Source organism: Arthrobacter sp. 10T419, from assembly GCF_056394105.1.
Window position 1 is genome coordinate 242,133 of sequence record NZ_JBFTHF010000004.1, and the last position, 13,554, is coordinate 255,686.

The following is a 13,554-nucleotide window of genomic DNA, read 5'->3' on the forward strand; positions in this document are numbered from 1 at the left end:
TCAATCGGTGTCGAGCGTGGCCTGCAGCAGCCGGTCAAAGCTGGCGGTTCCGTAGTCGGGAGGGGTGATGGCGACGACTACCTGAGTTGTGGTCACCACGGGCGTGCGTGTGGACGACGAGTTCCTCGGTGGATTCCGGTGCGGTGGAGACTCCTTTGGTCCGGTCGCCGGTGATTCGCCCTGCCGGACCGCCCGAAGCTCCAGGCCCGGCACGCCGTGAACTAGCAGCGGAATGCGACGCTCGTTCTCGATGAACTTCCTGAAGTCAGGGAGTGACAGTTGGTCGTTCGGGTTGCCGGTCATTTCGACGATGGTGTCGTTGACGCGCTTGCTGATCGCGGCAAGGAATTTCTTCTCGTTGGACGCTTTTGACCAGACCGCCAGTGTCGTCAACCCAACGGCGAAAACGACGATGAAAAGTGTCGCGACTCCGGGGTCCCGGAGACCGGCAAAGAAGATCATGAGCACCAGGCAAACGAAGAACCCGATGACACCCAGCCCCAGACAGGAGTAGATGGCCTCCTGCGCTGGCCGCCCGCTCCATTGCAGCGACGTAAACGAAAGGAGCAGTTTTTTCTCCTTTTTAGGCAACGAGTCCTTCATTGTCCCTTCACTTCCAAGAGTGCTTCGGCGAGGACAATCGCTTCCCTAGCCTTCTTGAGGTCGTCCAACAGGCCGGCGTCAGGAAGACCACCAACAGGGCCTTGCGGTGTGCCTGATAACTCCGCTACGGCCCGGCTCAGATTGGCTTTCTCCTGAGCAAGGACCCTGGACGTGGTCAGCTTGAATTTGCTCTTCCGAAGCTCCAAGAGAGACTTGCTGAGCTCGTCCGATCGTTTCCGCAGCAGAGACAACCGTTGTTCGATCCGATCCACCCGGTTGCGAAACATGGGCGTCATCCTGAGGGCAACCTCAAATAGCTCCTTCAGGGAATCCGTTTCCGGACCCTCAGCGCGGCGTTCCAGCTGTCCGCTGAGGGTCGCCCGCCGTTCTTCCCACGCCGTTAGCCCGGCGCGGTTCTGCTCGGCCAGCAGGGTGAGGATCTCGAGAGAGGTGTTGAGGGAGTCATTCCGGTCCGTGAGCTTGAGCGTGGCCGCATCGAGCCGCGCGATGAACTCGGCGTAGTTGTCGTTGAGCTGTTGTGCTCGCTCTTTCATGCATCCCCCAAGCGGTGTGACGGTTCCTGCCTGAAGTGTGGGGCACAGCACCGACAATCTGAAGCCCCGCGTGAACTGCGGCCGCCAGAGTCACAATCCGACAGAGGCCGGCTGCCACGCCTCAGCCCGAGCGAGTGCCAACTTCAGGTCCCGCCCGCCAGCAGTCTCCAGCAGCGAAGAATCCCCGACCACCACCAGCAGGCTCCTGGCCCGGGACAAGCCCACATACAGCTGCTCGGCGGCACGCTCCATGTCCTTGAACCCGTTGACGCACAGCACCACGGCTGAGCGTTCCAAGCCCTTGAACCCAAGAACGTGGCCGTAGAAGACGTCGTTGTTCGCGTGGAAATCCAGCCAGTACTCGGCGATGGAACCGGCATCGAACCGTTCCTGGTGGACCGGATGCCGTGACTTGGTGGTGAGCAGCGCGATCTGGTTGGGGCTCCAGCCTTCGTCCATGAGTGCTTCGACGCACTCATCCGCCGCATCTAGGGCGTTCTCGGTGTCGCACTCCACCCGCCGCACGGGGAGTCCGGTGCCGCCGCGGGGCGTGAAGTGTTCGCCTGCGAAGGACCGGAACGTTTCGGCAATTTTCCGGGTGTTGCGGAGGTTTTCGTCGATATGGATCGGGACCAGGTCCGCCGTCGGATGCTTGCCGTCGGAGCCGGACCCGGTCCACCTTTGATAGACGTCCTGTCGGTCGTCCATAAACGCGTACACCTCGCCGGCCTCAGGGGCAGCGGTGCAGGCGAGCAGCGACTCCCACCACAGTGGTGCAAAGTCTTGCGCTTCATCGACGACGACGGCGTCCAGCCGCTCGTGCAGTCCCATGCGTCCCGCCAGCTCCTTGAGGAGGCGCGGCATCTCCTCTTCGAAGTAGTCCGTCCCGGTCCCGTCCGGAACACCAAGGGCTCGGACGTACTCGTGAAATTCCCCGGTGAAGACCGGCTGGGCCTGCCGCCAGCCGGAAACCTGCTGCTGAAGGTACTGGCTCAGCCCCTTGTTGTAGCAGAAGAGGCCCACCCGTTTCCCTTCCTTGCAGAGCAGCCGCGCCTTCTCCAGGGCGAGCCATGTCTTGCCACTGCCTGCACCGCCGGTGAAGCGGACGCGGGGAAGAGACCGGGTTGCGCGCAACAGCACGGATTGCTTGATGGTGAGATGATCCTGGGCGTCTTCGGCTTCGTGCGGGTCGGGAATCTGCGAGGGCCCTGCGTCGAGGTCGCCGCCAAGCTTCCGAACGATGCGTTCCAGAAATACCGGCGTCAGGGTGGTGGCCCCGCAGCCTTCACGTTCGATAGCGTGGCGCACCTTGTCCTTAAGCGACTCAGTGTCTGCCCGGTCTAGAATCAGCGAGCGGGGACACCCCGCCATGGCCCAGCCCTGCGGAACATCCGTGTAGGGGAGACTAACCAGGTACGCGAAGCGGCTGCTGAGCCGGGATCCGAGCTGGCTCTCCAGCCAATTCTTGAAAGCGTGCATCGACGCCTGCGACTGCACCACCGGGCTCTGGATGTTGTGCCCGCCGGCCTTGTCAGACTGGTACCACTGCCCGTTCTCGACGCCGACCTTTCCGCCCTTGACCTCGATGGCAGCCATCCCGACGCCTGGCCAGAGCACGAGGATGTCGATCTCGTGTTCAGCCCGCCCGTCCCTTACTTGAACGGAGTGGGCGAGGACTACGTCGTCTGGGAGGCTCTTCTTGAGGGCCTCCCAAACCGCTTCCTCGGCCACGTGGCCGTCGCCAAATTCGGGTTCTTCCGGTATGCATCTCATTGCTGGCTCCTGTCGGGCTGTCTAGGCTGCGTTGTCAAGAGACTGCACGGCACCATTGAGTGCATCCTCCAGCGTGACCTCGCCGTCCGGTCCGGGGCCGGCCGGAAATTGGCCCGTGTGCCAGCGAAATTTGGCTGGGTCAGCGCAGTGCCGGCCACCTCCCAAGCCGTCAAGAATCTCGTGACCGGCGGCCTCGTGCAGGACGCCGTCCTTGTGCCAGTTCGGGAAATCGTCGGTCGGTGCTGACCAACCATTGCCGGCAAGATAGCCAGTGCTGATGGGCCACTGCTCTGCGGGCAGAAACTGCTCTGAGACTATTTCGCACCAGACTCCATCGGCGTCCGGGACTGCCTGGGCGTACGGTGTTAGCTTGTCGACGTCGTATGCGTATTGAATGCTGAGGAAAGAACCCGGACGCATGTTTGCGAGAACTTCGCTGATGAGTTCGCCGGCTCTCGCCCAGCTTTCTTCGCGGGCGTTCTCAGCTCTGTACATGTCGACGATCCCGTCGAACTCATCCTCGATTTCGGAGGGCATGGACGCCCGGATCACGGATTCCCAGGTCCCGAAATGCCGGCGGATAGCAATGGCGGAGGGACGCTCCCGACCGGCGGCTGTTTCGGCAATCACCCAGCTGTCGTAGCTCGATCCTTCCTTTGGCGACCCGAACTCGCCGTATGAGTTCATGAACCCCTTGGCCGCCTCTGCAAAATCTGCCGCGCTAAAACGATATCCGGCGGAAGAAGGCTGCAGCCCCGCAGAGTCCAAGGCAGCATCCCAGAACCCCCGCCCGAGGCGGCGACGGAGGTCGTCTGCCGGAACCGGCCAGCTGCCTCCATGTGGAGGGGTGACGTCTTGAAGATCACGCGAGATGGCCCCGGATAGTTCGTTGTATTCGGCGTACGAAATTCCGACCACATCTCCGGAGCGGATGGCCTGTGACGTTGTTTCAATTACCGCCAAGATTTCGGCGGTCTTTTGATAGGAGTAGCGGACTCCAAGAAGCTCCCTGAGCGATGTGAAGGATGAGACCGGCATCATCCCCAGAGCCAGTTCATAATCTGGTGTCACGCCGCGTTGAATTCCCGTGACGTATAGCAGGCTGAGTTCGTCGATGGGTGAGGCAATCACCTCACCAACCACACCCTCTTGTTGCAGCACGCGATGCAGAATTTCCTTGAACATGTAGGTGCTCCGGAGCATCTCCACGGCGATGTCGACGTCGACCGGAGCGCCGAGGGCGGCCAGCACTCGCGGTATTTCCCGGAGGTCCATACCTGCTGCCTGAAGTTGCTTGAAGCGCTCGCGCTCTTGGAAAAGGACAACCCCCGCTGCAGAGCATCGATTTCGGATCGCCTTTGACCGCTGTTGCTCCGCCCGGCCGGCTACGCGGGAACCGAGGAGACGCAACATGCTGTAGCTGTCCATGTTCGCGGATGCTGCGATTGAACTCAGGGGGTCGCCGGCGAGAAACGATGCCAAGGCCGGCCCAATTGCGGCCCGCGGGTCAGCTTGCGGACGCGAATCCTCGGTGGGTGTCGTCATGAATGTAATCCCCGTTGAGTTTGGTGTGTGTCGAGTGAATTGGTCCAACGTCTTCTTCAAATGCCGTCAGCCCGCATTACGCAGAGTCTGGACTTCGCCAGCAAGAGCTTGCTCTATGGTTACGCCGTGATCCCGAACCGGGCCGCTTACTGGCTCTTTGGTACTCCACCGCAGCTGCCACGGATCCGAGCACAGCCGGCCAAATCTCAGCCCTTCGAGCAGCTGGTGCCCGGCATCTTGGAGCGGCACCGATTCCTTGCACCACTGCGAGACCTCGTCGTCAGGGGCTAGCCAGTCACAGGCTTCCAAATACTCTGCGTCGATCGGCCACTGCTTGCATGGCAACAAACGCTCGGACACCACTTCGCACCATACGCCGTCAGCACCGCGGGTACCCTCCGCGTAGGGGCGGACGGAACCATCGGGGGAGTCGCCGTACTGAATCTGAAGGGATCGATTCCGGGGCATGTTAGCCAGCAGCTCGCAGATGAACTCACCGGCGCGCACCCAGGCAGCCTCCACAGCTGAATCACTCTGGTTAAATAGCGAGGCGTCGTACGAGTCAGAGTCAGAACCGGCGAGCCGTTGCTTCGCCTCGTACCCCGGGATGGTGCTGAGCGCCTCTTGCCAGCCGCCGTAGTGGACCATCAACTCCACGGCTGAAGGGCGATCGCCTCCCAGCGATACCTCGGCCGTTACCCAGCGGTCGTAAGTCTCGACACTCAGCGGGAAGTCACACTCGGCGCATTCTTCGGTGTAGTCGTGGATCGCGCGGATGTAGTCGCCTGGGCCAAAGCGGTCGGCGGCATTGCGCAGCTGCAATCCCACTGCGCTCAGCGCTTGATCCCAGTAGCCGCCGCCGAGGCGCCGCGTCAGGGCTGTGACAGGGGCGGGCCATGAGGCGGTCTCATTGAAGATATAGCCTTTGAATAGCCTTACAAGAGGTTCTGCCGTTGCAGCATATTCCTCAACGGACAAGGATCTGGTAACCCGCGCTCGGATGGCCAGCTTGGTGGTCTCAGCGACTGCCAGGATCTCAGCAAGACGTCTCGGAGGAAACCTGGCCATAGTCAAGAGCCGCAGCTGGGCGATCTCATCCGTGGGCATCTGACCCAGCGTCAGCTGATAATCCGGTTCGATCCCATGGTGCTTGCCCGTGACATACAGCAAGCTCAGCTTGTCGCTGAGCCGCATTGGGTCCTGCAGAATCGCGGGATCGTCCCCAGGGATCCCGGGGACATGCAGAAGCTCGACGGCGACCTCAACGTCAATCTCCACCCCTAGCGCACGCAGGACCACAGGAATTTCCGAACGCTTAATTCCGGAATCGTTTAGTCTGGTGATCATTTCCACGTTGTCCCAGATGGACTTCATTGCGGCTTGGCCTCGCTGTCTGACAGATCGGAGACGCTCAAGCTCGTCTGCCGGCTCCGCTTCGCCAGCGAGTTCGTCGCACATGGCAGAAACGCTCAATCCGGCGTCTTTCGCTATTGATCGAAGTGGATCGCCTCCCCGATATGCCATCAGGGAGTCGGATTCAAGAATCCAGGCCGAAGGAACTCGAATCGCGGCTGTCGTCCGCCCCTGACCGGCAGAATCCCCCAATCCCAACGTCTACTCCTGCACTGACCGAACAGCGTCCATCCACGTGCCGTAGATGTTGCGCACGGATGCACCCGACGGCCGTTCGCGACCATCGGCAATCTCTTGTTTCACCCACAGGTCATATCCTGCAAACGTGGCATTTATTTCGGCGGCTGAGGCATGAAAGCAGAAGTCGCGCACAGCATCGTCGTAGTCTTCGCGGGTGAACTTCAACAGACCCTTCGGCCTCCCCTGAGTAGTGGTACCGATGCCCATGGCCTCGAGGGCCTCGTTCCAGCCGCCGAAGCGTTTCGTGACGGTCTGGCGAGTCGGCGGCCAAGGGAACGCGCCCTGCCGCGATACGAGGCCAAGAGCAACCACCAGCTCCTCACGGAGTTCCTGGTATCGCTTGCCGGTAATGCTGGATGTCGGGTTGCTGGCGAGGTGCTTCTGTGCGGCGCCGATGACACCGAGAATGGTGGCGATGTCCTCGAGGGTAGCTTCCGCGGATCCGAGTGCGGCCCTCAGCTCGCCCATCAGCGAAAGATCCAGATTGACTGCTGCCCATCCACGGTCCGGGGCCAGCCGGAGTTCGGAACCGAGCAGGTACCAGACGCCTGCGGCAACAGCTTCTTTGGAGAAGATGTCGTCGATCTGACTCTTGTCGAAGACGATGGTTGACTCCCGGAGGACGTCCTCGGCGAGATCAACGTCGATCGCCGGGTAAAGCGCCTGCAGCTTCAACACCGCGTCTGGCCGGGTGACGCCGCGCTTCGCCATCTGGCGCGCCAAGTCGCCGTACTCCGCCAGGAACGCGTCGTGGGCGGTCTTTCGGGCCGCTTCCCGCCCAGCGATGCGGTTCTTTCGGGATTCCTCGGCGCTCGTGCCACCAACCTTGGCAATGATCTGCCGGACCCGCTCGCGGGTTATGCCGAAGGTCTGGCCGATGGCATCGAGGGTCTCGCCGTCCGAGTAGCGCTCCACCATGGCGGCATCGCGCTGCTCCCGACTGAGTTCAGGAGTTGTAGTCATGGTCACATTCCTATCAGTAGGGCCGGACATTTTTGGGCACCCCGGTCGTGGCTCCATCAACATGGAGTTCTGCCGCTGGTTCGGTTGCCCCCAGTAACCCCAGGAACAACCCATTCGGGTTCGCCCCAGGCAGCACCCGCCGAACATCCTCCAGCGCCTCCAACGGCGGAGTCCCTGCAACCCGTGCCCCGTACAGCGCCGCCACTGTCGGAGTCCGCGACTCGGCTCGGACACAGTGCAGCAGCACCGTCTTGCCCTCCGTCCGGAAGCGTTCGACGGCGGCCGCCGCGTCCCGCAGCACAAACGCTGCGTCGGCGTTGTCGGCGGTAACTGGCGAATCGATGACCCAGAACGTGGCGTGATCCTCCGGCGCCACCACGGGCACATCCATAGTCCCCAGCCGGCACAGCGACACCACGGCGTCGATCCCCAGGTCGGCCACCCGCGCAAGGGACCCGACGCCGCCCAGCCAGACGCCGTCGTCGTGCGGGTGCGGGACCAGGGCGTCGGTGCGGCCCCACATGCTGTAGTCCTGGCGTTCGGCGCGCGGCCAGGCTGCGGCCCTGCGGCCCTCGCCGCGGCCGAGCTCCATCCCGAGCATCATGAGGTCGCGGGCCCGGAGCCCGGGCCAGCCGTGTAGGCGCCGCCGCCACTCGAACGGCACCGCAGTGAAGCCGTAGGCCGCACCGAGCAGCCCGCCCGCGATGGCGGCGACAGTGTCGGTATCCCGGCCGCCGCGAACCGCTTCCTCAAGCGCGGCCCGCAGGTGCGCCGGACCGGGCGAGGTCAGGCCCGCGAAGTGGATGGCGCTCCAGGCGCCCTGGAACGCCTCGACCACCCAGCCGTTGCGGTTGAAGTCCCGCGGCCGGGACCGCTCGGCAACCTCGATCCGCTCCAGCCACAGTGCCGCGCGGTCGGGCGGCAGCAGGGGCAGCCCGGCGCGGACGTCGGGCCGACCGGTCAGGACGGCCGCGCGGATGGCCACGCACCAGAGGCCGCAGGCTTCCTGCGCGTCGGGATCGGCGTGGGTGAGCGCGCTGAGCACCCCGGCCTGGGCCATGAGTTCGGCCGCGTCCCGGTCCAGGTAGGCAAGGGCCAGCGGTGCGGTGCGCATCAGCGAGCCGTTGCCGGCGCTGCGGCCGGTGCGGGCATGGAACTCCGCAGCCGCGGCATTGAAGTCCGCGGCAGTCACGCTCCGCCCGTCGGCGGAGGCCAGCCGTCGTGCGGCGGCGATCACGGCGCTGGTCTGGGCGCCGACATCCTTGGCCTCGGCGGCCCAGGCCGTCCAGGCCCGGACGATCATGGTGAGCGCCGCGGGGGAGGAGGCCCCGCCGTCGGACGCCGACTCAAGCAGGGCCAGTGCGATCGGGACGGCCATGGAGGTGTCGTCGGTCCACTCGGCCGGCGCAAACCCGAACGGCCCGCCGCCCTTCATGGTTACCTCGGCGCCGTCCGGCAGGGGCGCGCCGAACTCGTAGCCGGCGCCGAGGGCGTCGCCGGCGGCCAGGGCGACGAGGACTCCGGCCGCGCGGTCATTCTGCAAGGGGGTCAGTTTCATGCCAGCTCCATCAGGGGGTGGTGCGTGTTCCAGCCGGTCAGGTGGGCCAGCTGGGGGCGGCGGGTGGGAAGTTCGACGGCGATGCCCGCGGCGGACACGGGACCGGCGGCGCGGGAGACGTTGCGGCTCCGGAGTGCGCCGTGGTTGCGGACCTCGACCGCCGCGGCGCCGCGGTCGAAAGCGCCGAAGTCCATGGACTGGACGTGGGTGGCGAAGTCGCGGGCCCGCTGGCCCGGCATAGGACCGGAGGCCAGCACCTGGGGTGAGAGGAGCTCGAGGTCCAGCAGCGCGGAGTCGATCAGCTGGCGGTAGTGCCGGCGGAATAGCGTGCCGGTACCGAAGACTTCCAGGAGCAGTGGCTGCGTGCCCAGCCCGATCACGACGCCGCGCTGGCCCTCCAGCGGTGCCGGGGCGTCGGCGGCGTTGAAGCGGTTGTGCGCGTTGTCCTTGAACAGGTCCATGTGGTCCAGCAGGGAGCTGGTCACCGAGGGGCCGCGGGCCGCGTCGAAGCGGCTGACCCGCTCCCAGATCCGCCCCTGCCGGTCGCCGCCGCGCCGGCCGTCGAGGCCGTTGGCCAGCTCGGACCAGACGTTCAGCGGTGCGCGCCGTGCCTGCCGGCGGTGGCTGGACTGGCCGGCTTCCCAGCGGCCGGCCTCGACGCAGAAGGTGTCGATGTCGCGGGTTTCGCCGGGGCCCAGGACGACGTCGCGGGCGCAGGTCCGGTGCTGCTGGCCGCCCTCGAGCAGCTCGCCTTCCAGCAGCAGCGCCGGGTGCGGGCCGTTGTTGGTGACGGTGAGCCGGGCGACCTGGGGGCCGCTGGCGAGTTCGGTCACGGCGACGTCGGCGTGGGTGCCGGTGCTGATGCCGAGGCTGCCGGAGCCGGACGTCCAGACCGGGAAGATGCTGAGCGGGCCGAAGCTGCTGCCGGCGCCGACGTGGAGCTGGGGGACTTTCATGGGAACCTCCGGTTGATTTAGATCAGTTCTGCGCTAATTGACTTCAGTATGCACGGCTTGCATCTTTAGCGCAATACTGCAATAAATAATCCTGTGAAGGATTCCCAGAACGGCCCCGGAACGTCCCTGCTCGACTACCCGCGCCCCTCGGTGGCGGTGGATACGGCGGTGTTGACGGTGGCGGACGGTTCCGTCTGCGTTCTGCTGGTGCGGCGCGCGGAGGGTCATCAGCACGGGCGGTGGGCGCTGCCCGGCACCTTCCTGCGGGAGCGCGAGACCCTGGCGAACGCGGTGCTGCGTTGCCTGCGCGAGAAGGTCGGGATCTCCGGGCAGGTGCCGCGCCAGCTGCAGGTCTTCGACGACCCGGCGCGCGACGACCGCGGCTGGGTCCTGTCAGTCGCGCACGTGGACGTCGTGCCGCTCGCAGCCCTGGAGTCGGCGCTAAAGTCCGACGCCGTCCGGCTCGCTTCCGTGACAGGGGAACCGGAACTGATTGCGGGGCTGCCCTACGGGCACGCGAACATTGTGGCGAAGGCGGTGGAGTGGCTGCGGGCCGCCTACCGTGAGGCGCCGGACCCGGCGGCGCTGCTGGCCGAACCGTTCACGCTGAAGGACCTGCGGGAGCTGCATGAGGCGGTGGCGGGCTCGGTGTTGATGCGGGACACGTTCCGGCGGTTCATGGAGCCGAAGCTGCAGGGGACGGGGCAGATGTCCGACGGGACGCGGGGGAGGCCTTCAAGGTTGTGGGTGCGGCGCATATGAAACAGCGTGCGGATCTAATTTCCGTTTTCACTGCGGCTAAACGGGTGCACTATAGGGAGCGATCCCGACGAGCATGAGCCTCCTCCGAGCTACGAGTTGTCCAATTCGGTCGGTGCAAGCGGCGGCGGTGGGTCACAACCACCCCTGCTTCCGCTCGAGCCAGCGCTCAAAGCGACGGGGGACAGACCTCACATAACTCCGGAACGCAACGAAAGAAGCAATGACCGAAGTGACCACGATGGGAGCGACGATGGCGATGCCGAGGGGCGTCTGGATCCAGCTGAGGAAACTTTCAAGGAGGGGCATGATGTCCATGGACGGCACCATAGAACGCACCTCCGACGATTTACCTGAAGGACCCGATTGCGGGAGGGGAACGTGGGCAAATTCCTCGGACAAACGGATGGAAATTCCCCCTTGGTGACAGTCGAGCATGTCCAAGGTGGCAGAAATGACCGACACCCGTGCCCGCTGGGACTCCACCACAAAGAACTGCCAACTGTTCCGTAATGCAGGCTAGCTGAACGCTGAGATCCATAGAGTCAGCCGGGACATCGGGGAAATCCGGGCCACTCCTAAGACGGGTCCTTCAAGCCCAGTTCTCGGAGGGCCTTGTCGAGCACGCCCCACACTTCGGCCGTCTTTGCAGACCGCTTGTGGCCGGCGAGGGCGAGGAGCTGCCGCCGCAGGTCGAGTTCGTCGTCGGCGAGTCCTTGGTTGTACGCGGGAGCCAGCAGATAAGAGTGGTTATCGGTCGCGTAGGCGGCCATCATGTCCAGGAAGATCTCGAGCTCCCGCCCTGCAGTCACGAGGGCTGTGTGCACGTCAGACGGGCCGGCGTTCGGCGCCGGGGCGCTGGACATGGGAAGGATGTCCAGTTTCCCTGTCCAGACGAGGTTCTGCAGCGGTTCATGAAAGAGTGACAGCACCGTGCCCATCTGGTGGTTCTTAACATCGTTCGGGAGTGCCCGCCTGACATCGTGGACGATCTCATGGAAATGGTCGTCGGCGAGGCCGAACCCGACGAACAGCAAGTGATGGGTCAGCAGTTGCGCCTTGACCAGCGCTGACAGCGCGTCGCGATTGCTGTTGTAGCTAAGGTAGTCATCACGGGTCAGTACGATGCTGTCCGGCTGGCTCACAGACCCGTGAAGTTTCAGCAGCCAGTCGTTGCCGACGGCCGGAACGTTCTCCGGCATGACCGTCCGCGGTCGCTGGGCATCTTTGCAGGCCTTCTCGAAAAGTCGGTCGTAGTTCAGGGTGATTGCCCCGGCGGAGGGCAGGATGGCGAGGAGTGCCGGCGCCAACCCATACCTCGGCAACTCGACGGCGTCCGCGACCGCCTGACCGAATGCCTCCCGGGTCCCATGCTGATCGGCGTAGAGCTGTTCGAGAACCCCGGCCTGGTCCAGCAGGCTCAGCCCGTGAAACGCCTCTGCCTCTGCATCTTTGAGCTGGATACCTGCCCTCAACGTGTCGAGGAGTTGGCCCCAACTGGGGGCGCCGGCGCTGACGCTGACCCCGGCGCCGAGGAAGGGCACCAAGTTTCCGGTTCCTGCAAGCTGGCCAAGGGACTTGGCCTTGTCTTGCAGATGGCTCCCGAGAGAAGGCCAGGACGGGTCGTCGGCTGCCTCTCGCCTCAGTTTCTGGGCCAGTGAGAACGCGGCTCGGTCTCTCAGAACAAGCACAATGTCGACGCCGTAGCGGTCTGCCAGTTGGGCGGATGCCTCGAGGATTGCGCGCAGGGCGGCGCCAAGGTGGTTCCCGGCGCCGCCTCCTGCCGTCCCGAAGAAAGGCAAGGCAAGGAGCCGGTGCGGCCGGTGATTGGGCGGCGCGGGTATCGCCGTCACAGCGCTGCTCACGAACGCTTCAAGGCGTTCGGCGACGACGGTGCGGCCCCAGCCGCCATCCTCGGGGACGGCCGTCAGGATCGGCAGTGGACAACCCGGATCCCACGGCCGGACCGGCTCGGCCAGCGCGTCTCCGTCTCGGAATTCAGCCGAGGCTGAAGCCGCTGCCAGCGTGCGCAGCTCGGGATCAGCATTGAGCCAATGCGGCTCGATGCGAACGCTTGAGTCAGTTGGCAATAGCCATGCGTCACATCTGAGATTCAGGATGTCAGCCATGGCTACGAAAACATGAGGTTGAGTCATGGGATCGTCACTCCTCGAAGGCGACGGAGGTGCCACTGACCCGCATCCAAATGCTGCTGTTCGGTTTTCCAATCGAACTCATGATGGACCTTCCAAGTCCGATGGTTCCTGAACGGGATCCGTTAACCCGCCATCGAGCCTCGATTTTCTGCCCTTGATAGGTCACGTTTAGAAAGCCATCGACTTTCGGGAGCGCGAATTTCGAGCGCGAGGGGATACGCAAGTTGGAACCGGTGCGATCCTTTTCCGTGATGACTTGAGACTCAATGCGCGTTCCGTTGTCGGAGCCCGGGGTGCCCGAAGATGTCAGCGTTGGACGAGCGGAACTGGGGGCAGTCAATGGAAACGCAACTTCTTCGCTTTCGACAGCCGTGGCTGAAGAAGTCCTCGAGTTCGCGCGCGACGTCTTGTATCCGCCCAACCCGTGTCTCTTCCGAAGTCCCGCTTGCACATCGACATTCGCGAACGGCGCAATTCGTTCGGAATCGTGGAGTGTTTGCCGCACCGACGGCGGCACAGCGTCGGCGAAGGTCTTAAGCATCAACGCCTCTTTAGATTTTGGGGTGACCGCTGCTGCGTAATGGACAAAGAGCGTCTCTAGGTCGGCCAAAGTTTTCAACCACCAGCCACCCGCGTGCGGTGATCGCTGACCAATGCGAGTGATGTAGTACTGGTTGACCCGCTTCCGGACAGAGGTTCCCGCCAGGCCTATGTAAAGAATGGCGGAATCCGGGATCCAAAAGGCGCCGACTCTTTTGGAAAGTGCATCATGGGCGGCGAGCCTGCCATCGATGGTCACCGACGGGCAGGCTGTCTTGAGCGAATCGAACGCTCCGGGATCGTGATGATAGTTCCCCATCAGGCCTGTCGGATCGCCGAGATCAGGGGTGGAAGCGACGACATAGACGCCGGGCAGATCCAACGGAATTTGATCTCCCCACTTCACTACTCCGGCCGGGTTGAGGCCACATTCTTTGAAAAGGTCCCCCACTGAAATGGTCATTTGCCAATGCTAAGGGACATCCCGGACAATA

12 protein-coding genes are annotated in these 13,554 nt (G+C 63.8%); 1 reads left to right on the forward strand and 11 read right to left on the reverse strand.

The annotated features are described in order from the left end of the window. The 8 genes from AC1DBD_RS09975 to AC1DBD_RS10010 all read right to left on the reverse strand — a co-directional run bounded on the left by AC1DBD_RS09975 (position 1) and on the right by AC1DBD_RS10010 (position 9,605). On the reverse strand, positions 1-603 hold the full coding sequence (locus tag AC1DBD_RS09975) for a hypothetical protein (protein ID WP_476925823.1): 603 nt from the start codon (positions 601-603) through the stop codon (positions 1-3). Further along, a complete protein-coding gene (locus AC1DBD_RS09980) occupies positions 600-1,157 on the reverse strand; it encodes a hypothetical protein (protein WP_476982011.1) in 558 nt (185 codons plus the stop codon). The genes AC1DBD_RS09975 and AC1DBD_RS09980 overlap by 4 nt, the downstream gene beginning before the upstream one ends. Positions 1,158-1,247: 90 nt before the next feature. Next, entirely contained in the window at positions 1,248-2,930 is a 1,683-nt protein-coding gene (locus AC1DBD_RS09985; RefSeq protein WP_476982012.1) for a nuclease-related domain-containing DEAD/DEAH box helicase, read from the reverse strand. A gap of 21 nt (positions 2,931-2,951) precedes the next feature. After that, entirely contained in the window at positions 2,952-4,358 is a 1,407-nt protein-coding gene (locus AC1DBD_RS09990) for a TY-Chap domain-containing protein (protein ID WP_476982013.1), read from the reverse strand. 183 nt (positions 4,359-4,541) lie between these two features. Beyond that, a complete protein-coding gene (locus AC1DBD_RS09995) occupies positions 4,542-5,849 on the reverse strand; it encodes a TY-Chap domain-containing protein (RefSeq protein ID WP_476982014.1) in 1,308 nt (435 codons plus the stop codon). Positions 5,850-6,089: 240 nt separating this feature from the next. After that, complete coding sequence (locus AC1DBD_RS10000) at positions 6,090-7,091, reverse strand: sigma factor-like helix-turn-helix DNA-binding protein (protein WP_476982015.1); 1,002 nt, start codon at positions 7,089-7,091, stop codon at positions 6,090-6,092. 13 nt (positions 7,092-7,104) lie between these two features. Beyond that, positions 7,105-8,649, reverse strand: a complete 1,545-nt coding sequence (locus tag AC1DBD_RS10005) for an ADP-ribosylglycohydrolase family protein (RefSeq protein ID WP_476982016.1) — start codon at positions 8,647-8,649, stop codon at positions 7,105-7,107. Continuing rightward, complete coding sequence (locus AC1DBD_RS10010) at positions 8,646-9,605, reverse strand: ARPP-1 family domain-containing protein (protein ID WP_476982017.1); 960 nt, start codon at positions 9,603-9,605, stop codon at positions 8,646-8,648. Before AC1DBD_RS10010 ends, AC1DBD_RS10005 begins: the two co-directional genes overlap by 4 nt. Positions 9,606-9,698: 93 nt before the next feature. Between AC1DBD_RS10010 and AC1DBD_RS10015 the strand changes: the two genes are divergently transcribed. Beyond that, the gene (locus AC1DBD_RS10015) at positions 9,699-10,367 is read left to right on the forward strand and encodes an NUDIX hydrolase (RefSeq protein WP_476982018.1); all 669 of its coding nucleotides are present in this window, start codon (positions 9,699-9,701) and stop codon (positions 10,365-10,367) included. A gap of 132 nt (positions 10,368-10,499) precedes the next feature. On the opposite strand, the gene AC1DBD_RS10020 is transcribed toward AC1DBD_RS10015, so the two are convergent. From AC1DBD_RS10020 to AC1DBD_RS10030, 3 genes are all read right to left on the reverse strand, one after another. After that, entirely contained in the window at positions 10,500-10,682 is a 183-nt protein-coding gene (locus AC1DBD_RS10020) for a hypothetical protein (protein WP_476982019.1), read from the reverse strand. Between the two features lie 260 nt (positions 10,683-10,942). Continuing rightward, complete coding sequence (locus AC1DBD_RS10025) at positions 10,943-12,493, reverse strand: SIR2 family NAD-dependent protein deacylase (RefSeq protein ID WP_476982020.1); 1,551 nt, start codon at positions 12,491-12,493, stop codon at positions 10,943-10,945. A gap of 34 nt (positions 12,494-12,527) precedes the next feature. Then, positions 12,528-13,523, reverse strand: coding sequence for a hypothetical protein (locus tag AC1DBD_RS10030; RefSeq protein WP_476982021.1), 996 nt, complete (start codon positions 13,521-13,523; stop codon positions 12,528-12,530). Positions 13,524-13,554 lie beyond the last annotated feature (31 nt).